Consider the following 19480-nt stretch of genomic DNA (forward strand, 5'->3'; position numbering starts at 1 on the left):
ATGTCCTGGGTCGGCGGCCTGATCCGCCACCGCGGCGGGCGGCTGCTGGCCACCGCCCTGGGCATCGCCCTGGCCGTCGCTTTGATCGCGGCGCTCGGCGCGTTCCTCACCGGCTCCAAGGCCACCATGACCGCCCGCGCCGCCGCCACCGTCGCCGTCGACTGGCAGGTGGAGGTCAAACCCGGGGCCGACCCCGCTCAGGCCCTCGACACCGTCAAGGCCACACCGGGCGTGCGCGCCGCGCACAGCGTGCAGTTCGCCCGCACCACCGGACTGACGGCCACCACCGCGGGCACCACGCAGAGCACCGGCCCCGGCGTCGTCCTCGCACTTCCCGACGGCTACCAGGCCGCCTTCCCGCGCGAGATCCGCACACTTGCGGGAACACAGTCCGGCGTGCTGATCGCCCAGCAGACCGCCGCGAACCTGCACGTCGCCCCGGGCGACACCGTCACCGTCAACCTGCCCGCCGCCCCACCCGCCGCCGTCACCATCGCCGCCGTCGTCGACCTGCCCCAGGCCAACTCCCTGTTCCAGACGGTCGGTGCTCCCCCGCAGTCCCAGCCCACCGCACCGCCCGACAACGTCATCCTGCTGCCCGCCGCCGACTTCACCACGGCCACGGCACCCCTGCGCGCCGCCGACCCCGGCGCCGTCACCACCCAGATCCACGTCAGCCGCAACGCCCCCCTGCCCCACGACCCCGCCGCCGCCTACAGCACCGTCACCGCCGCCGCCCACCAGTTGGAAGCGAAACTCGCCGGTGCCGGGCAGGTCGGCGACAACCTCGCCGCCTCCCTCGACGGCGCCCGCCAGGACGCCCTCTACGCCCAGGTCCTCTTCCTGTTCCTCGGCCTGCCCGGCGCGGTCGTCGCCGCCCTGCTGACCGCCGCCGTCACCGGCGCCGGAGCCGGCCGCCGCCGCGACGAACAGGCCCTGCTGCGCACCCGCGGCCTGCGTACGCGCCAGGTCGCCGGGCTGGCCGCTGCTGAAGCCGCCCTGGTCGGCGTGACGGGCGGTCTGCTCGGCACCGGCATCGCCGCGGTCGCCGGGTGCCTCGCCTTCGGCACCGCCTCGTTCGGCACCACGGCCGGCTCTGCCGCCGCCTGGTCCGCCGCCGCCCTCGCCGTCGGGCTCCTCATCGCCGCCGCAGCCGTCCTCACACCCGCTCTGCGCGCCCTGCGCTCCACCACTGTCGCCCAAGCCCGGCGAAGCGTCAGCCGTGCGAGAAACCCCCGGTGGATGCGCTACGGCCTCGACTTCGTCCTGCTGGCCGCCTCCCTGCTGGTCTTCCGGGCCTCCAGCGGCAACAACTACGCCCTGGTCCTGGCACCGGAAGGCGTAGCAGCGATCTCCGTGTCCTACTGGGCATTCCTGGGCCCCGCCCTGCTGTGGGCCGGATCCGCCCTGCTGCTGTGGCGCCTGGCCGCCCTCGCGCTCACGCACGGCCGCCGCCCCATCGCCCGCCTGGTGCGCCCGCTCACCGGCACCATGGCCACCACGACCGCGGCCGGCATGTCCCGCCAGCGCGGCCCCCTGGTGCGCTCCATGGTCCTGCTCGCCCTCGCCCTGTCCTTCGCCGCCTCCACCGCCGTCTTCAACGCCACCTACCGCCAGCAGGCCGAGACCGACGCCCAGCTGACCAACGGCGCCGACGTCACCGTCACCCAGCCCCCCGGCAGCACCACCGGCCCCGACGGCGCACATCCCCTCGCCCAGATCCCCGGGGTCCGCCACGTCGAGCCCCTCCAGCACCGCTTCGCCTACATCGGCTCCGATCTGCAGGACCTGTTCGGCATCCAGCCCGCCACCATCGCATCCGCCACCACCCTGCCCGACGCCTACTTCTCCGGCGCGGGCGCCAAGACCCTCCTCGCCGAGCTCGGCGCCCGCCCCGACTCCCTGCTCGTCAGCGCCGAAACAGTCAAGGACTTCCAGCTCGCCCCCGGCGACCAGGTCAACCTGCGTCTGCCCGACAGCCGCACCAACACCCCCCGCACCGTCACGTTCCACTACGCCGGCATCGTCAAGGAGTTCCCCACCGCCCCCAAGGACAGCTTCTTCGTCGCCAACGCCGACTACATCGCCGCAGCCACCGGCAGCAACGCGGTCGGCGCGTTCCTCATCGACACCGGCGGCACCCACCAGAGCGCCGTCGCCGACCGCCTGCGCCACCACCTGGGCACCAGCGCCACCGTCACCGACATCACCCAGGCCCGTTCCACCGTCGGCTCCAGCCTCACCTCCGTCGACCTCGCCGGACTCACCCGCATCGAACTCACCTTCGCCGTCATCCTCGCCGCCGGCGCCGGCGGCATCGTCCTGGCCCTCGGCCTCGCCGAGCGGCGCCGCACCTTCGCCATCGCCTCGGTCCTCGGCGCCACCCGCCGCCAACTGCGCGGCCTCGTCCTCGCCGAAGCCGCGGCCCTGACCACGGCCGGCCTCGCCGGCGGCGCCCTCATCTCCCTCGCCCTGTCCCACATGCTCACCACCGTCCTGACCGGCGTCTTCGACCCGCCCCCCGCCACCCTGGCCATCCCCTGGCCCTACCTCGCCCTGACCGCCCTCGCCGCGACCGGTGCCATCACCGCCGCCGCCCTCGGCGCCGTACGCCGCTCCAGCCGCCCGCCCGTCGAAGAACTCCGGCAACCATGAACCCGCCCCGGGCCACCACACCGCCAGAACCGAGAGGCGACAGCAGACGCCGAACCGGCTCCCCGCGGACAAGCCCCCTGCGCTCGGGCAGACACCGGACGGCACCCGGCCTCAGCACGGCAAGGTCGCGCGCCCGCATGCTGCTGGCGGCAGTGACGGTCGCGATCACGGCAGTGCCGCTCACCATCCTCGATCCTGCTGACCACGCCCGGGCGGCCAGCGGCCCGGCGGGCGGCCTCAACCTGGCGGCCGCGACCACCGCCGGCATCCACAACACCTACAGCCGCGCCGCCTACCACCACCTCGCCCAAGCCCTCGACGCGGGCGCCTCGCTCGTCGAACTCGACACCTGGACCGGCCCGTCCGGCCGGTGGACCGTGAGCCACACCCGACCGGCGGCCAACGACAACAACTGCACCCAGGCAGCCACCACGGCCGACCTCTACACCGGCAGCAACCAGGACCTCGCGAGCTGCCTGGACGACATCCGGATCTGGCTCACCGCCCACCCCGCACACCCCCCGACCATGATCAAACTGGAGCTGAAGAACGGCTTCCACACCGCCGCCGGAATGGGACCCGCAGCCCTCGACACCCTCATCACCCGGCACCTGGGCAACCTCGTCTACCGACCCGCGGACCTGCTCAACCGGCCAGCCGGCACCGCCTTCCCCGATCCGGACACCGCCGCCCGCTCGGGCAACTGGCCCAGCCGCGCCACGCTCGCCGGCAGGACACCCATCGAGCTGATCCCCGGCACCGCCGAACGGCACACCGTCCCTTCCCGCCAATGGTCCGACGTCGCTTACGCCCGCCACCTGCGCGATCTCGCCTCGACCGGCGCGATCGGCACCGCACAGGTCTTCCCTGCCGTCCTCGGCGCCCAGCGCGGCGACCCGCGAACGCGCTACCCCGACCAGGGGCTGCACCCCTGGTTCGTCGTCTTCGACGTCGACGCCGCTGCGTACCTGGCCCGGGCCGACACCGCCTGGTACGACCGCCGCCACTACCTCGTCGTCACCACCGACCCGCACCGCGTCGCCCCGCGCATCGCCCGCACCGACCCCCCGCCCGCCCAAGCCGCCCACCGGCTGGCACACCTGGCAGCCGCCCACGCCAGCTTCGTCTCCAGCGACTGGTACTCCCTCACCACCGTGCTGCCCACGGTCCTGCCCCGCGGGTGACCGCGGCCCGCAACGCATCCGGTGCTGCTCTCAGGAATCCTCCGCCGCAGCGGGCGCGGGCAGGTGCAGTCGGTAGCCGTGACCGCGCAGGGTCTCGATCACGGGGACGCGCACCCGGCCCGCAGCGCCGTCGACCGCGTCACGCAGGCGGCGGCGCAGGGACGCCATGGTGACATCGAGCGTCTTCGTCGGACCGAACCAGTTCTCGTCCCAGACCCGCGCCATCAGCTCCTCGCGAGCAACGGCACGCTCCGGGTACCGGGCCAGGACCTCAAGAAGATCGAATTCCTTCGGCCGCAGGGCCAGCTCACGGCCACCGACCAGGCAGCGCCTGGCCGCGGTGTCCACGACGAGATCCCCCACCCGAACAGGAGGACCGGCGCCCGCATCAGGCGGAAACCTGCGAAGATGCGCCCGCAGACGGGCCAGCAACACCGTGAGGCTGAACGGCTTCACCAGGTAGTCGTCCGCGCCGGCGTCGAGTCCCGCGATGACGTCGATGTCGTCGCTGCGCGCAGTGAGAATGACGATCAGCAGGTCCGGGTGCTCGCAACGCAGGCGACGGGCGACATCCACACCGTCGACGTCCGGCAGACCGAGGTCCAGCAACACCACATCGACCGGCACCCGCCCGGCCTGGGCGACCCCCGACGCGCCGGTACGGCACCAGAACACGGTGTAGCCACCGCCGAGCAGCCCGGCGTGAAGATGGCCACCGATCACCTCGTCATCCTCGATCACGAGAGCGGCGGGCTGTTCGCGAGACGCAGCTGTGCGCACGGTCACATCATAAAGATCAAACCACTCACCGGGCGGTTCCTTGCCGGATGGCCGCCTGAACCGACGACACGGGCAGGCCCGGCGCACCCGCCGGTCGGTCACCTTGAATTCGTCCAGGCCGAGACCGGGCGGTCGGTACCCACCCTTACCCAGCACCCGTCCGGGTACGGGTGCGCCGGGTGGACCTACCCTGCCCAGGCCTCGGCACCGGCTGAGCTTCTCCGGCCGAGGGTCGAGCCTGCGGCGCATCCCGCCGGTCAGCCCGCGGGAAGCGACACCACGAACCTCGCGCCCTCCGACGAGGGCGCGAGGATGATGTCGCCACCGGCGGAGCGGGCGAGGCGGCGGGCCAGCGGGAGGCCTAGACCGGCGCCGTCGTGGCCGTCGCCGGGGTGGGCGCGGCGGCCTGCCGCGAATACGGCCACGCCCACGTCTTCGGGAACGCCGCAGCCGTCGTCGACCACCGCGACCAGTACCCGGCCCGGCTGCCGCTCGCACTCCACGGTGATCCGGCGCACCGCGTAGCGGCGGGCGTTGTCGAGCAGCGGCACCAGGATGCGCTCCATGAGCGCGGCGGAGACGCCGGCGGTCGCGCCGTCGCCGACCACGGTGACAGCCGGGGCCTCGGGGTACTCCTGGGAACTGCGCTCGGACAGTGCGCGGGCCACGTCGGCCACGGTGCAGCGGCCGGGCACCGGGTGATTGCGGTTGCGGGCCTCGGAGAGCAGCGTCTCGCAGATCTGCTGCATCTGGGCCGCGGCGGCGGCGATGGCCTCGTGGGAGGTGCGCTGGTCGTCGGGGTTCCGGGGACGGGCGGTGAGCCAGTCGGTTTCGGCGGTGATCCTGGCCAGGGGGGTGCGCAGTTCGTGGGAGAGCTCGGCGGTCAGCTGTTGTTCGTGGCGCAGCATCGCGGCTTGCCGGTCGAGGAGCTGGTTGAGGTTGCAGGCGAGTCCGGCAAGTTCGGCGAGGTGGCTGCCGGTGCCGAATCTGTGGGCGGTGCCGTGCTCGCTCCACTGGGCGGCGCGGGTGCTCATCTCGTCCACCGGTCGAAGGGCCCGGCCGACGACGGTGCGGGTGACGAGGTAGATGCCGGTGAGCAGCAGGACGCCGAGGCCGCTCGAGCCGGCGAGGACGGAGCGGGCGGTGTAGCGGTAGGCGTCAAGGCTGACCGAGGCGACGACTGTGCCCACCTGTTGGTCCCCTGCTGTGATCGGCAGAGCGTACAGGCGGAAGGCGTGCGGCTCGGAAGTGTCCGTGGAGGATTCTCCGGTCCCGGCGAGCTGGTCCGCGCGGTCCTGGAGTGCGTCCGGGGCGTTGGGGCGTTGGACGGCTGTGGTGCCTTGGTAGATCCATATTCCGACGTCGAGGGCCGTGTCGTCGGCGGGCTCGTGCTCGACGATCCGCCCGTCGGGCTGGGCCTCCATGGTCGCGGCCACCGCCGTCGCGCGGGTGCGCACCAGGTCGTCGGCCTGGTGGCGCAGGCGCGCCCCGAGCTCGATGTTGAAGACGGCGGTGAGCACGGCGACCCAGACGGCCGTGGTTGCCAGCGCGAGCAGGGCGAGGCGGCCGCGCAGCGTGGCGGGGGCTCGACTGGTCCTCATGCGAGGCGGTATCCGACGCCGCGCACGGTCAGGATGCTCCGTTCGCTGCCCGCCTCGCGCAGCTTGCGGCGCAGCCGCAGCAGGTACTGGTCGAGGGTGTTGTCGCTGACCTGGGCGCCCTCGGGCCATCCGGCGCGCACCAGGGCCAGTCGGCGGACGGCTGCGCCGGGGGTGGACATCAGGCAGGCCAGCAGCCGGAACTCGGTCGGGGTGAGGGCCACCGGCTCGGCGGCCGTGGATCGCAGCACGTGAGCGACGGGGTCCAGGCTCAGGCCGTCGACCTCCACGCCGGGTTCGCGCCCGTTGCGGCGGATCGCCGCGCGCACCCGGGCGGCGAGCTCGGCCAGGTGGACGGGTTTGGCGAGGTAGTCGTCGCCGCCGGCGGAGAACCCGGACAGCCGGTCGGGCAGCGCGTCGTGCGCGGTGAGGAAGAGCACGGGCGCGTCGAAGCCCGCCGCCCGCATGGCATGGCAGACGTCACGCCCGTCGGAGTCGGGCAGGCCGACATCCAGGACGACGGCGTCCACCCGGTCGTCGAGCGCGCGCAGCGCGCCTGCCCCATCGGCGGCGGTGAGCACCTCGAAGTGCTCCTCGCGCAGGCCTCGGGCGAGCACGTCGCGAAGTCCGTGGTCGTCCTCGACGACCAGCACCCGGTGGGCAGTCATGCGGGCCAGTATCGCCCAGCCGGCGCACCACCCCGGACCGGTGCTCAGGTAACGTTCAGGTTCGCCGTGCAAGCCTCGCCCGCATGGCTACCAACACGGAACGACGCACGGCCACGCCCGACGTCCAAGGGCTGCTGAACAAGGTTCCCGAGGTCACGCTCTGGTTCTGGGTCATCAAGATCCTGTGCACCACGGTCGGCGAGAGCTTCGCCGACTGGGTCAACATGACCCTCGGCGTCGGACTGATCAACACCTCACTGATCTTCACCGCCGTACTGGCCGCCGCCCTGACCTGGCAGCTGCGCACCCCTCGCTACGTTCCGTTCGTCTACTGGCTCACTGTCGTGGTGCTGAGCGTGACCGGCACCCTCTACACCGACATCCTCACCGACAGCCAGGGTGTTCCCCTCGCGGTGAGCAGCAGCGTGTTCGCCGTCGTTCTTGCCGCCGTGTTCGGGATCTGGTTCGCCCGTGAGCGGACCCTGTCGATCCACAGCATCGTCACGCGTCCCCGTGAGCTCTTCTACTGGCTCGCGATCCTGGTCACCTTCGCGCTCGGCACCGCGACCGGCGACTGGACGCTGGAGCTGACGGGCTGGGCCCCCGGCGTCTCGGTACTCCTGCCGCTCGGCCTGATCGCCTCGATCGTGCTCGGGTGGCGCCTGGGCGCCGGCGCGGTGCTCTCGTTCTGGCTGGCCTACATCCTCACCCGCCCGCTGGGCGCGAACCTTGGTGACTGGTTCGCTTCACCCAGCAGCGACGGCGGCCTGGGCTTGGGGACCGCGGTGACCAGCGTGGTCTTCCTGGCCCCGATCCTCGCGACGGTCCTCTACCTCACCCGCAGCCGCAGTGACGTGATCGAGGCCGACGGCCAGACCCGAACCGTAGATGCGGGGAACCCGACGCGTGTGCGGATCATGCTCGGCTACTACGCCGTCGTGGCGATCGCCACCGCGGCGCTCCTCGTCTGGGCGCACCATCAGCCGCACGCCGCCGTGGCCAGTGAGGAAGGCGACACCGCAGGCGCGGCGTCCGCCCCGCTCACACCCGAGCAGGCGACCACCTCGTTCCCCGCCGCCGAGGTGGCGAAGTTCCGCACCGTCACCGCCGACACCCTGGCCAAGCTCACGTCCGGCGACCAGGGCGGCGCGACCACCCGCATCGGCGACCTGGAAAAGGCCTGGGACGACGACCAGCCCACCCTGCAGCCCAAGAACCAGCAGGCCTGGACCCTCCTCGACGGGCAGATCGACCAGGTTCTCAGAGCCCTTCGCGCCTCGAAGCCGGACAAGACCACCGAGGTCAAGGCGCTCAACACCCTCCTCATCTCCCTCGGCTGACCGGCCACAGGAGCGCGTCGACGCCCCGCCCGAGCACGACGGAGGACGGAGGACGGCACCGGATGATCGGGTACCGCCCTCCGCTTGGGCGCGGCTGTCATGGTGAACCGGGCGGTTCCGGCCAGAATCCGGCGGCTGATCAACGTCGAGAGCGGACTCAACGGCGGGATCGCCACGCCGATCGTGCTGGTCGCCATCGCCAGTGCGTCCACCGCCGAACACATCCCCGGCACCGGCCCCGAAGGCCGTGACCGAACTCGCGCTGGGCCTGCTGATCGGCGCCGTTGTCGGCGGTGGCGGCGGCACCGAGGTGGGCCACGACCGCGGTTGGGCGGCCGAAGGCTTCGCCGGCGCCGCGGGGCTGGGTCTGGCCCTGTGCTGCTACGCCACCTCGGTGGCACCGGCGGCCCGGCGTTCACCGCCGCGGGCGGCCTGGCGGCGAAACTGGTCCCCTTCGTCGAGGACACCGGCGCCCTGCTGTCGCTGCTGGTCTGGGCCGGTCTTCGGGGCGGTCGCGGTGGTGCCTGCCCTGGAGGCATTTACCTGGCAGACGGCGCTCTACGCCGTACTCAGCCTGACGGTGAGCCGGATGGTGCCGATGGCGCCCGTGCTGACCGGAGCAGGACTCGGCCGACCCGCCCTACTGTGCGTAGGCCGGTTCGGGCCACGCGGCCTGACATCCGTCGTCTTCGGGCTACTCGCCCTGGAACAGCTTGATGAACCCGCAGTGCAGCCGGCCGTCACCGTGATCGCCTTCACCGTGCTGCTCAGCGTCCTGGCCCACGGACACTGGGCGGACCCGCTGGCCAAACCCCACGGTCCCCGACCCGCCGCACCATCGGGAAAGGCCGCAGCTGCTTCGGCCGGTCCGGCAGAGGTCCCCGAACGACGCCTCATCCGCCGAACACCGGCCGTCGGCCGGTTCAAGGAATAGGGAACGCTGGTGACAGCAAGGAGGTGCTCCCCGGCCAGCACCAGCGTTCGCTTCCAAAGGCACCGCTTCAAGCCGAGCTGCGTCGCACGTAGCGGCCGCAGCAGCGGGTTCTCACCGCGAGCCGCGGGTCAGCGCCACGAATCCGCGTTGGTGATCGCATGGTGGTCGCACCCGGCCACCCCGTACCCGGGACCGGTAGCCTCCGCAGCCGGAACTGCCATCCCTTGATGATCCTGACTTGTTTGCTCTGGGGTCAGGAGGAAGAGATGGTGATCCGCGTGGAGGACTGGGCCGAGATTCGCCGGTTGCAGCGGGCCCGAGGGGTCGTCGGCCCGGGCCGTGGCCCGGCAGCTGGGGATCTCCGGAGGAACGATGTCGCGGGCTCTGGCCTCGCACCGGCCACGGAAGTACCAGCAGCCGTTGAAGGTCGGCGAAGTGATCGTTCCCACTCGCCGCTGCCGGGCAGTACCTTGTCGACAGGGCGAACCGATTGCGAGCCTGGCCCGAGCCCTGCCGGCCTATCCGGCGGGGTCGGTCGGCCGGCCGGTGGGGCGGTGCTGGAGGTCGACGGGATCCTCGGGGGCGATCGGTGCCGAGGTGGCGGTCGCAGGCGGCGACGGTGCTGTCGGTGGTGGTGCGGCAGCGCGGGAAGGGGCGACGGTCAGGGTCGGCGCGGGGCTGGTGATGGGCACGGGCGTGATGCTGCTGGAGGACTGGGCGGTGACGGTCGGAGCAGTGGCCGTCGCCGCAGCCCTCGTGGAGGCTCCGGTCGTTGTCGGGGTGTCGACCGTCGTGGCCGGCGGCGCCGGTCGCGAGGCGCCGCCCGAACTGCAAGCCGTCATGATCGCGGCGCCAGTGAGGAGCACCGCCCCAGCAGTTGCACGGCCACGCTTCAACCGAACGGCTCCCCCTGGTTGATCGTCGTCCGGGCCTTGGACGGCACCGGCGTTGACGCGGTTCCCCGACCGGCCGGCTATCTGGGTCCGAAGTCGCCAGAGCTGGGTGGCATGCCGAGTGGGTCATGGCAGAACGGGACCGCTGGTGTCCGGCCCGCTCGGGGTGAGCGGACCGGAGACCGTCGGTTGCTCAGGGTTGCGGTCAGTCGTCCTCGCCGTAGTGGCCGTGGCCGAGGCGGCGCAGGTCGAAGGACCAGATGCCGCGGCCGAAGGTGGCCGCGTAGAGGTTGCCGTCGGGGCCGGTCTTCAGCTGCTGGACCGAGGTGGTCGGCAGGCCGTTGCCGAGAACCTTCCACTGGGTCCGGCCGGGCGTACGGTAGAAGGCCGCCAGGTCGGTGCCGAGGGCCAGACCGCCGTCGGGCAGGATGCGCAGCGAGTCGGCGGGGACGTCGGGCAGGTTGGTGGAGACGTCCGTCCAGGTGGCGCCGCCGTCGTGGCTCTCGAAGACGTGGCCGATGCCGGCTCCGGGGCCTTCGGTCCAGGCGCGGGAGAAGCCGCTGAAGGAGACGAGGACGTGCTGGGCGTCGGTCTGGTCGACCGCGAAGGAGGAGACGTAGCGGTTGGGCAGGGTGCCGTCGACGGGCAGGTTGAGCTGGTGCCAGCCGGTGCCGTCGGCCTTGCCGGTGGCGATGCCGCGGGTGAAGCCCTGGTTGTTGCAGGGGCCGCACCAGCCGGCGTAGACGGTGCCGCCGGAGGCGGCGACGGCGGTGGCGACGTGGCCCTCGCCGAGGTCGTAGGCGGCCGTCCACTCGGCGCCGCTGCGGATCGCGAAGCCCTTGTTCTGCACCCAGACGTGACGGCCGCCGGCCACCCAGGTGTTGGTGTCCTTCGGGTCGGTGGTGACGGGGGCGATGAAGCGGGCGCCGGCGCCGCCGAGGTCCTTGTCCGGCGGGGCGATCTCGTAGGAGGTGGCCTTGGCCGGGTCGGTCTTCCAGTCGCCCTTGTTCACGGCGCAGTTCTGGGTGACCCACATGTCGAGGTAGACGTATTCCTCGGCGATGTTGCAGCCGTTGGCCGGGTCGACGATCGTGTCCGCTCCGTCGCCGCCGAAGTTGGAGCCCATCACCTTGTCGCGGGCTCGCAGGATCGACTGGCCGTTGTCCTGGAGGCCGCCGCTGACGATGACGCCCTTGCCGGAGCGGTCGGCGGGGTCGGTGCCGACGCCGACCGAGTAGTACTGCAGGGTGTCGATGGTGCCGTCGTTGAGGGACTTCCAGTCCTTGGCGTGGCCACCGGCGTCGAGCCGGCCGTTCAACGGACGGCTGTAGATGCCGCCGTCATTGCCGACGTAGACCGACGTCTGGCCGTGGTAGCTGCCGACGGCGACGGCGTGCTGGTCGGAGTGGGTGGTCGGCGAGCAGTCGCCGGTCTGCTTGGCCGGATCGATGCTCCAGCAAGGGAAGTCGAAGTTCCAGTACGGGCCGGGCGTCGTCCAGGCGGCGCCGCCGTCCTTGGTCTCGAAGACCTCTTCCAGGCCCGCGTACACGTGGTCGGCATTGTTCGGGTCGACCTGGAGAAACTGGTTGTACCAGGACTGGATGCCCGGCTGGTAGCCCTCGCCCTGCAGGGCGGAGCCGGAGTTCTTCAGCTTGTCCTTGTCCGCGATCAGCGTCCACGGGCCGGACGGGGAGCCGGACTTGGAGACGTAGATGCCCTGGAGCCCGCTGTCGGGGTCGGTGGCCTGCTTGGTCGGAGACTGGTCGATGGCGTAGTAGCGCGAGCCGTCGGCGGAGCGGGCGAAAGTCACGTTGCCCACGTCGCCGGCAACCGTCGGCAGTTCGCCCAGCGAGGTGAGCCGCTGCCACGTGCCGTCCGCGGCCTTGCTGTAGAAGCCGTTGTAGGTGTCGCCGCCGCGCCAGCCGACCGCCAGGACGACCCTGGACGGGTCCTTGGGGTCGATCGCGATGTCGTTGGCGATGTTCTTGTACGGCGCGCTGGGGTCGGCGGCCTTCGAACCCCCGGGCAGGTACTCCGGGTTGGGGGCGAACTCCGGCGTCCACGGGCCGGCCAGGGTGGTCGTGGAGTGGCTCCAGACACCGCGGCTGGTGGCCGCCCAGACCTTGTCCCCCGCGAAGCGCAGGCTGTGGATCGTCGTCGACTCAAGTTCGGCCCCGCCCACCCGGCTGCCGGGCTGGAACTCGCCGTGCCTGGGGTCGGCGAGGACGTAGACGCCGGTGCCGACGTAGGAGGTGGCGCCGGTGTTGGACTCGCCGGTGGCGTACCAGAGGCGGCCGGAGCCGTCGAGGTCGAGCGCGCCGGTGGAGAGCGAGGGCAGGGTGTCGGAGATGGACTGCCAGTGCCCGCCGCCGGTCCGGGAGCGGAACACCCCACCGTTGGCGCCGCCCGCGTACACGTAGCCGTCGTCGTCGGCGGCGATGCCGGTGATCCGGCCGGTGACGGCGCCGGAGCCGCCGCTGGAGTTGGAGTTGACGTCGCGGTAGCGCGGGTCGTCCGAGTTGTACGGCTTCTCGGTGACGTGGTCCCAGGAGCCGGAAGTGTGCGGCATCGACTGGAGCTGGGCCCACGCGGCGCCGTACGCGCCGGGCGCCACAACGCCGGGGGCGGTGCGCGCCTCGGTGTACTGCGCGGTGCCTTCTGCCGCGTTCTCGGCCTCGTCGCCCTCGTCCTCACCGCCCCCCTCGGCCTTGGCGGAGAACGCCTGGCCGGCGGCGGCCCCGCCCCGGACCTTCTGGGCGTGCTGATGGCCGATCCCGGTCAGGCGCTGGACGGGTACCGGTTTGGCGCCGGGCGCCGGTGCGGCCAGGGCCTGCGTGGCGGTCAGTCCGAGCGCGGTGAGCGTGACGGCGGACATCAGCAGCCGTCGTCGTTGCCTGTTGGGCACGATGCGGTCCTCCCCCATAGAGCCGGTCACACGCGGTCGTGCGCCCCGGCGAAGCAGACTGAAGCCTGACGGCTGTCATGTCACCGCGGGAAGTGGGCTGCGTGTAATGGATGGTTAAAGCTCCTCCCCATGGCGTCAGTTGGAGATGAGCTCGGTCGGACTGGGACGCCTGGAAGGGGCCCGACGGCGTCGGGCCCCTTCCAGGTCCCTTCATCGGACGGTGGTCACAGGCTGGAGCACTGCCCCAGCTTGCCGTGGCTCACCGTGTTCGGGTGGCCGTCGTTGACGGGTGCCGGGTTGTTGCCGCTGCAGGTGAGGGTGCCACCGATGGTGTTGCCCTCCAGCTCGGTGCCGTTGTCCTCCGGGAACGGGCCGTGGCCGGTGTTCCCGCTCACCGAGACCGTCCCGCCGATCCGGTTCGAGACCAGCTCGACGCCGCCCCGGTTGTTGGCCAGCGACACGCCGCCGCTGATCTGGTTCGGCGCGCAGCCGTCGTCACCCGGATCCCCGATCAGTGTGAAGCCGGTGGTCTCGGCGACATCGACCGCCCCGGTGATCCGGCTGCCGCAGACCCCGAACTGGGTCGCCCCGCGCGAGTTGATCCCGATCGCGACCGTCGAGTTGGAGACGAACAGGGCCGCGCCCGGCTGGACCAACACCGGGCCGTTGACCGTCGCGTTCAGCACGCACGTGCTGCCGGTCGTGGCGAACACCGGGCCGACGGTGCCGGTGACGGTCCGGGTGCAGGTCACCGTCTGGGTGAGGCTCTCCAGCGGGCCGGCCAGGTAGTTCCCGTCACCGCCGTAGGAGGCGGTGATCGTGTGGCTGCCGGGCAGCAGATTGGTCCAGGTGAGGGTGGCCTGTGCACAGTGCGCCCCGCCGCCGGGGGCGAGGGTGCCGGTGCCGAGCAGCGTGCTGCCGTCGCGGAAGGTGACCGCCCCGGAGGGCGGCAGGGTCGGGTCGGTGCTCGGCGGCGCCGGGCAGACGGTGTCGGTGAAGGTCACCGGCTGGCCGTAGGCCGCCGGGTTGGCCGAGGAGGTGAGCGTCGTGGTGACGGATGCCTGGTTGACCGTCTGGACCAGGGTCATCGCGGTGTCGCCCTGGTAGTTGGCGTCACCGTTGTAGGCGGCGTCGACGTTGTGGTTCCCGACGCTCAGGACGGAGTCACTGGCCGAGGTCGCCGCCCCGCTGGTGGTGTCGACCGCCACCGGGCTGCCGAGCTGGGTGCCGTCGACCTTGAACGTGACCGTGCCGCCGTCCGGGGGCGGGACGACGGTGGCGGTGAACGCGACCGGCTGCCCGTAGACGGACGGGTTCGCGGACGAGGCCAACGTCGACGTGGTGGCCTGCGGGACGCTGAAGAAGATCGTGTCCGTCGGCTGCGCGGTGGTCTGGTTCACGCCGTTGAGGTTGCCGATGAACGCGCCGAAGAAGGTGTTGCCGACCGCCTTGAGCTGCTGGAAGTCGCCGAACAGCCGCTCGCGGGGAGCGCCGGCGGTGCCGGTCTGCGTGGTGTAGGTCTGCAGCACGGTGTCGGTGAAGGTGACCCCGTGGTCGGTGCTCCGGGCGAGGTGTGCGGAGAAGGTCGGGAAGCCGCTGGTGTTGTTGCCGTCGGAGGTCAGGTAGAGGACGCCGACCGTGCCGTCGCTGAGTACGGCCATGGACGGGAGCGCCGCGTTGGTCGAGGTGGAGACGTTGACTTCGGCACCGACGTTGAGGCTGCCCGCGCCGTTGTCGGTGAGCCGCCGCATCCGGATCTGGTTGGTGCCCGAGACGTCCACGCCGTAGGCGACGAAGACATCGCCGTTGCCCGGGTCGACGGCGGCGTGGTGGACCCCGCCGATCAGGGCGTTGACGCCGCCGAACTTGAAGCCCTGGTTGCCCTGGTCGCTGCTGACCGCGGCGACGGTGATGCCGCTGGTGTTGCCGCCCAGGGTCCAGTTCGCCCCGCCGTCGGTCGACCGGTTGAGCCGGATGGTGACGGGCTGGGGCTGGCTGACCGTGTTGCTGCCGCCCTCCTGGTAGAGCGCGTACATGGTGCCGTTGCGCGGGTCGGCGGCCAGGCGGAGCCCGCCGTTGATGCCGTCCTGCAGGGCGCCGATGCCCGCCGGCTGGTCGTTGGCGACAGGGAAGTCGACCGGGCCGGCGCCGCGCGAGACGGCCACCCGGTCGTGCGGCTGGGTCGTGGTGGCGTTGAAGTCCTGGAAGCCGACGTACACGTCGTCCTGACTCGCCGTGGTCGGGTCGCGGTTGACGATCAGCCAGGGCTGGTCGGTGTTGGTGCGGGTGTTGCTGGTGAGCTGGGTGGTGGTGGGGGTGGGGTTGTTCCAGCGCCACGACGACGCCTGGGTGGGGTCGGTGGTCGAACCGGAGACCACCTGGACGCTGCCCGGCGGGCAGGTGAGGAAGGTGCCGTAGAGCGTGCCGTTGCGGCCGTAGTCGATGGTCTGGTCGCACGGACCGCCGGAGGTGTTCGCCACCCCCGGGGGCACCGGGATGGCCGCCTCGTCGGTCCAGGTGATCCCGCCGTCGGTGGAGTAGAGCAGGTCGGCGTTGTTGTTCCAGGCGGACCCGGCGGAGGCGAACCGGGTGATGGCGATCTGGTGGGGGTTGGCCGGGTTGACCGCGATGGACGGTTCGCCGAACGTGGTCGAGCTGCTCGCGGCGGCGTCGGCGTCGACGACGTACACGCCGGGCGCCCGGACATGGGGCCGCACCATCCTGGGGGTCGAAGGCCCCGGCCGGGTCGTCCGGTCGCGCGGCTGGTCGCTGGCGCCCCGGCTCGCGGACACGGTCGGGCTCTCCTCCGCCCACGCGTAGGCGGAGGACAGCAGCGGACCGATCGCCAGCGACAGGGCCAGGGCCGCGCCGAGCGGCCGTCTGAGCGGGATCGGTCTCCGCCGAGATGCGGGTTTCACAGGTCGCTCCTCTCGTGAAGTTGTCAGGGCCAGCACAGCTTCTGGTCACGAGGGCCGGCATGGTCACGGGGCACACCTGGCGACCATCCATTCGCATCCGAAACTCAAGCCGGTCGGCCCACACCCCACGCACCTCACACCCCGAGGCCGCGACCCTGCCGGCATCCCGAGGCCAGCGCTCGTACCTGTCAACCGGCCGAGAGCCGCCTGTCCGCCTGGATGGCGACAGACGGCCGGCCACGAAGGCGTGCGCCTTGGACGGGCCGGCTTGAGCGAGAACAGGGAAGAGACCTGGTCGACGCCCCGCGGATCCGGCGGCGGCCGCAGGGTGCGGCGGCCGACCGACAGCCGGTCGCCTGCGGCAGCCTGTCGCGCGGACGACCATTGGACGGACGCAACTGGAACCACCGCCGTACTGGACAGGTACCACGACCGGCGCCCTGTCCGTCCGGGCATACCGTCGGCACCGCCGCTGGCGGGTCCGGCTGAGACTCCCACACGAGCACAACCGGGCCCCTGGCTGGCGGCCAGGGCTGGACGCGACTCCCCCACGAAGCAGCAAACGGACCCGGATACTGATCAATCAGCGATACGCAGCGTGCATGTCGGAGCAACGCAACGCTACCGGCTGCCGGAACCAGATCCGCTCTACCCGAGAGGCCCGTTTCGCGGATCGACCACACAGAGCCGTCGGCCGCTTGTGGCAAAACGCCCACGCACGACGACCCACCCCCAGCCGCGCCGAGAAACACACCTGCTGAACCCCGGCCGTGGCGCCACATCCCGGCACCACGGCGCCGAGCGCTACGCCGACCAGCTCACCGACCTCGTCGAGGTCATGCTCGGCATCCGGCGCGCGCCGCGACGAAATCCCCGCCCGCACTGGTCGGACGTCGCCTCGTGGACCGCAAACTCTTCACCCTCTCCTTCATCGCCCAGGTCCTGCGCTTCGACGCCGTCCACTGGCGCAGCACCATCGGCCCGACCGGGGCGGCCGTGCCGGTCGCCGCCGCCGTAGCCTTCATCGGCTTGCGCGGTATAGCCGCCGCCCGACCGAGCCGCCGTTCCACCGGATGCCGCGACCGCTGCCATCGGCGGCGGGCCGACCACCCGCCCTGCCCAGGCCTTCGACTCCGACCAGAGGCGCCACCGGCCATCCGGGCGATGACCACCAGCGCTGAGCCGCCACGGCGGCGACCCGGGGGACGTGGGCCTTTCCGGGACTGCCGGGTGAGCCGGTGGGGAGATGATAGGAGGCAACGCACCACACGGGCCCGGGGGCGACCGCCGACGTCTGCGCCCGACGGAAGGGCCAGGCCGGCCCGCATGTGCTCGGCCAGTGACCAGCCCACGGCCCGCCGCGAGGGCATGCCGATCACCGTGGCCAGGCATGTGATGCCTCCGCACCGTCGCACGTCCGAGTCGCAGGTGGTGCGAGGACGCCGGCTGTCCGGCGCCACTCGCGGCGAGGCGGGGAGACGGGGAGACGGGGCCAGTCACGTGGGCCGGGCTCGTGCCCGACCTGCGGCAGGTGCGGCGATCAGACGGCTGCTTCGAGTTCGCCCTGTTCCTCGTCGAGATCACCGGTCGCCACGTCCGCGAGGGCTGCGAGGTAGCGCTCGGCGTCCAGGGCGGCCGAACAGCCGCTGCCGGCCGCGGTGATGGCCTGGCGGTAGGTGTGGTCGACGACGTCGCCGGCGCCGAACACGCCCGGGAGGTTGGTGCGGGTGGACGGCGAGGCGACCTTGAGGTAGCCCTCGTGGTCCAACTCCAGCTGTCCGGCGAACAGTTCGGTGCGCGGGTCATGGCCGATGGCGATGAACAGGCCGGAGGCGGCGAGTTCGCGCTCCTCGCCGGTGGCGGTGTCGCGCAGGGTGACGCCGGTGAGCAGTTTGTCGCCGTGGATGGCGGCGATCTCGCGGTTCCAGGCGAAGGTGATCTTCGGGTCGGCGAACGCGCGGTTCTGCATGGCCTTCGACGCGCGCAGGCTGTCGCGGCGGTGGACGACGGTGACCGAGTCGGCGAAGCGGGTGAGGAAGGTGGCCTCCTCCAGGGCGGTGTCGCCGCCGCCGACCACGATGACGTCCTTGCCCCGGAAGAAGAAGCCGTCGCAGGTCGCACACCACGACACGCCCCGGCCGGACAGTTCGTCCTCGCGGGTGATGCCGAGCTTGCGGTAGCCGGAGCCGGTGGCGACGATCACGGTCTTGGCGCGGTGGACGGTGCCGGCGGAGTCGGTCAGCAGCTTGACGTCGCCGGTGAGGTCGACGGCGACGATGTCGTCGTCGACCATCTCGGCGCCGAACCTCTCGGCCTGGGCGCGCATGTTGGTCATCAGGTCGGGCCCGTCGACACCCTCGGGGAAGCCGGGGAAGTTCTCGACCTCGGTGGTGGTGGTGAGCGAGCCGCCGACGAAGATCGAGCTGCCGAACAGCAGCGGCTTGAGCTGGGCGCGGGCGGTGTAGAGGGCGGCGGTGTATCCGGCGGGGCCGGAGCCGATGATGACGACCTCGCGCACGTCGCTGTCGCCGGTGATCGATGCGTTGGCGCTCATGAAGATGCTCAGCTCGCCTTGCCCTGCTCGGCCTTGGCATCGATCTCGGCGATGAGGCCCTCGATGAGGCCCTTGATCTCGTCCCGGATGGGGCGCACGGCCTCGACGCCCTGGCCGGCCGGGTCCTCCAGCTTCCAGTCCAGGTACTTCTTGCCGGGGAAGTACGGGCAGGCGTCGCCGCAGCCCATGGTGATGACGTAGTCGGACGCCTGGACGGCCTCGGTGGTCAGCACCTTCGGCGTCTGGTCGGAGATGTCGATGCCGAGCTCCGCCATCGCCGCGACGGCGGAGGGGTTGATCCGGTCGCCCGGGATCGAGCCCGCCGAGCGGACCTCGACGCGGTCGCCCGCGAGGTGGCGCAGGAAGCCGGCGGCCATCTGGGAGCGGCCGGCGTTGTGGATGCAGACGAACAGCACGGAGGCGGTCGGCGCGGTCATGGCGGGGTGTCCTTCGGGTGTGCGGTGCCCGCTGTGGGTGGGCAGGTTTGCTTCGGCTGGAGCAGGGCGGGCGGTGCCCGCCGGGAGTCCCGGGTCCGGCACCGGCGAGCGTTCGTTCATCGGGTTTCCGGCCCTCCGGGGGATGGGGGCGTCCCTCCCGAGTGCGGGCGATGGTTCGTGGGACGAAGACACGCGGGTTCTCCGGAGGCGGCCGGAGGGAAGGGGACTCGCTTCGCGGCCCCGACACAGGTAACGTATCAGCCCATGGTGACATCAGTCGACAGTGACGTCTTGAAGGCCCTGGCCGACCCGCTCCGGATGCAGATCATCGCGCTCCTCGCCGAGGAGGCGCTGTGCACGACGCATCTGGTCGCGGAGACCGGCGCCAGACAGACGAACCTGTCGAACCACCTGAAGATCCTGCGCGACGCCGGCCTGGTCGACACCGAGCCGTGCGGGCGCTTCACGTACTACAAGCTCCGCGCCGAGGCCCTGGAGGCTGTGGCGGCGGAGTTCGCCGGGCTGGCCGCCACCGCCCGCGAAGCCGCCGAGGGCAACCGCAAGCGGTCCTGCTGAACCAGCCCAGCCCCATCCGGCGGCCCACACCCGCCTCC

Annotated in this window: 12 protein-coding genes; 5 read left to right on the forward strand and 7 right to left on the reverse strand. The window is 71.8% G+C overall.

Annotated features, from left to right (window positions below; all coding sequences use genetic code 11):
- Together ACIQTO_RS10785 and ACIQTO_RS10790 are read left to right on the forward strand one after the other, a co-directional pair.
- Positions 1 to 2655: an FtsX-like permease family protein gene (locus tag ACIQTO_RS10785; protein WP_402385797.1), complete on the forward strand. Its 2655-nt coding sequence runs from the start codon at positions 1 to 3 to the stop codon at positions 2653 to 2655.
- Positions 2656 to 2792: 137 nt separating this feature from the next.
- On the forward strand, positions 2793 to 3839 hold the full coding sequence (locus tag ACIQTO_RS10790; RefSeq protein ID WP_402385799.1) for a hypothetical protein: 1047 nt from the start codon (positions 2793 to 2795) through the stop codon (positions 3837 to 3839).
- 30 nt (positions 3840 to 3869) lie between these two features.
- Here the strand turns inward: ACIQTO_RS10790 and ACIQTO_RS10795 are convergent, their stop codons facing one another.
- The 3 genes from ACIQTO_RS10795 to ACIQTO_RS10805 all read right to left on the reverse strand — a co-directional run bounded on the left by ACIQTO_RS10795 (position 3870) and on the right by ACIQTO_RS10805 (position 6885).
- The gene (locus ACIQTO_RS10795; RefSeq protein ID WP_402385801.1) at positions 3870 to 4619 is read right to left on the reverse strand and encodes a response regulator transcription factor; all 750 of its coding nucleotides are present in this window, start codon (positions 4617 to 4619) and stop codon (positions 3870 to 3872) included.
- 257 nt (positions 4620 to 4876) lie between these two features.
- On the reverse strand, positions 4877 to 6220 hold the full coding sequence (locus ACIQTO_RS10800) for an ATP-binding protein (RefSeq protein WP_402385804.1): 1344 nt from the start codon (positions 6218 to 6220) through the stop codon (positions 4877 to 4879).
- Complete coding sequence (locus ACIQTO_RS10805) at positions 6217 to 6885, reverse strand: response regulator transcription factor (RefSeq protein WP_402385807.1); 669 nt, start codon at positions 6883 to 6885, stop codon at positions 6217 to 6219. The genes ACIQTO_RS10800 and ACIQTO_RS10805 overlap by 4 nt, the downstream gene beginning before the upstream one ends.
- 83 nt (positions 6886 to 6968) lie before the next feature.
- On the opposite strand from ACIQTO_RS10805, the gene ACIQTO_RS10810 reads away from it, so the two are divergent.
- Both ACIQTO_RS10810 and ACIQTO_RS10815 read left to right on the forward strand, forming a co-directional pair.
- Positions 6969 to 8225 (forward strand): hypothetical protein, encoded by a 1257-nt coding sequence (locus tag ACIQTO_RS10810; RefSeq protein ID WP_402385810.1) that lies wholly within the window; start codon positions 6969 to 6971, stop codon positions 8223 to 8225.
- A 247-nt stretch (positions 8226 to 8472) separates the two neighbouring features.
- On the forward strand, positions 8473 to 9159 hold the full coding sequence (locus tag ACIQTO_RS10815) for a hypothetical protein (protein WP_402385813.1): 687 nt from the start codon (positions 8473 to 8475) through the stop codon (positions 9157 to 9159).
- A gap of 1098 nt (positions 9160 to 10257) precedes the next feature.
- On the opposite strand, the gene ACIQTO_RS10820 is transcribed toward ACIQTO_RS10815, so the two are convergent.
- From ACIQTO_RS10820 to ACIQTO_RS10835, 4 genes are all read right to left on the reverse strand, one after another.
- On the reverse strand, positions 10258 to 12975 hold the full coding sequence (locus tag ACIQTO_RS10820) for a glycosyl hydrolase (RefSeq protein WP_402385816.1): 2718 nt from the start codon (positions 12973 to 12975) through the stop codon (positions 10258 to 10260).
- A 206-nt stretch (positions 12976 to 13181) separates the two neighbouring features.
- Entirely contained in the window at positions 13182 to 15875 is a 2694-nt protein-coding gene (locus ACIQTO_RS10825) for an Ig-like domain repeat protein (RefSeq protein WP_402385817.1), read from the reverse strand.
- 1540 nt (positions 15876 to 17415) lie between these two features.
- On the reverse strand, positions 17416 to 18429 hold the full coding sequence (gene trxB / locus ACIQTO_RS10830; protein WP_402385820.1) for a thioredoxin-disulfide reductase: 1014 nt from the start codon (positions 18427 to 18429) through the stop codon (positions 17416 to 17418).
- An 8-nt stretch (positions 18430 to 18437) separates the two neighbouring features.
- Positions 18438 to 18866, reverse strand: coding sequence for an arsenate reductase ArsC (locus tag ACIQTO_RS10835; RefSeq protein WP_402385823.1), 429 nt, complete (start codon positions 18864 to 18866; stop codon positions 18438 to 18440).
- A 264-nt stretch (positions 18867 to 19130) separates the two neighbouring features.
- On the opposite strand from ACIQTO_RS10835, the gene ACIQTO_RS10840 reads away from it, so the two are divergent.
- The gene (locus tag ACIQTO_RS10840) at positions 19131 to 19442 is read left to right on the forward strand and encodes an ArsR/SmtB family transcription factor (RefSeq protein ID WP_402385825.1); all 312 of its coding nucleotides are present in this window, start codon (positions 19131 to 19133) and stop codon (positions 19440 to 19442) included.
- Positions 19443 to 19480 lie beyond the last annotated feature (38 nt).

The organism is Kitasatospora sp. NPDC091207, from assembly GCF_044768625.1.
Classification (GTDB): domain Bacteria; phylum Actinomycetota; class Actinomycetes; order Streptomycetales; family Streptomycetaceae; genus Kitasatospora.

Excerpts from the sequence above, each read along its gene's own strand:
- ACIQTO_RS10805 (WP_402385807.1), bottom strand. The coding sequence starts at position 6,885 with ATGACTGCCCACCGGGTGCTGGTCGTCGAGGACGACCACGGACTTCGC.
- ACIQTO_RS10790 (WP_402385799.1), top strand. The coding sequence starts at position 2,793 with ATGCTGCTGGCGGCAGTGACGGTCGCGATCACGGCAGTGCCGCTCACC.
- ACIQTO_RS10800 (WP_402385804.1), bottom strand. The coding sequence starts at position 6,220 with ATGAGGACCAGTCGAGCCCCCGCCACGCTGCGCGGCCGCCTCGCCCTG.
- ACIQTO_RS10820 (WP_402385816.1), bottom strand. The coding sequence starts at position 12,975 with ATGGGGGAGGACCGCATCGTGCCCAACAGGCAACGACGACGGCTGCTG.
- trxB (WP_402385820.1), bottom strand. The coding sequence starts at position 18,429 with ATGAGCGCCAACGCATCGATCACCGGCGACAGCGACGTGCGCGAGGTC.
- ACIQTO_RS10835 (WP_402385823.1), bottom strand. The coding sequence starts at position 18,866 with ATGACCGCGCCGACCGCCTCCGTGCTGTTCGTCTGCATCCACAACGCC.
- ACIQTO_RS10840 (WP_402385825.1), top strand. The coding sequence starts at position 19,131 with ATGGTGACATCAGTCGACAGTGACGTCTTGAAGGCCCTGGCCGACCCG.
- ACIQTO_RS10810 (WP_402385810.1), top strand. The coding sequence starts at position 6,969 with ATGGCTACCAACACGGAACGACGCACGGCCACGCCCGACGTCCAAGGG.
- ACIQTO_RS10785 (WP_402385797.1), top strand. The coding sequence starts at position 1 with ATGTCCTGGGTCGGCGGCCTGATCCGCCACCGCGGCGGGCGGCTGCTG.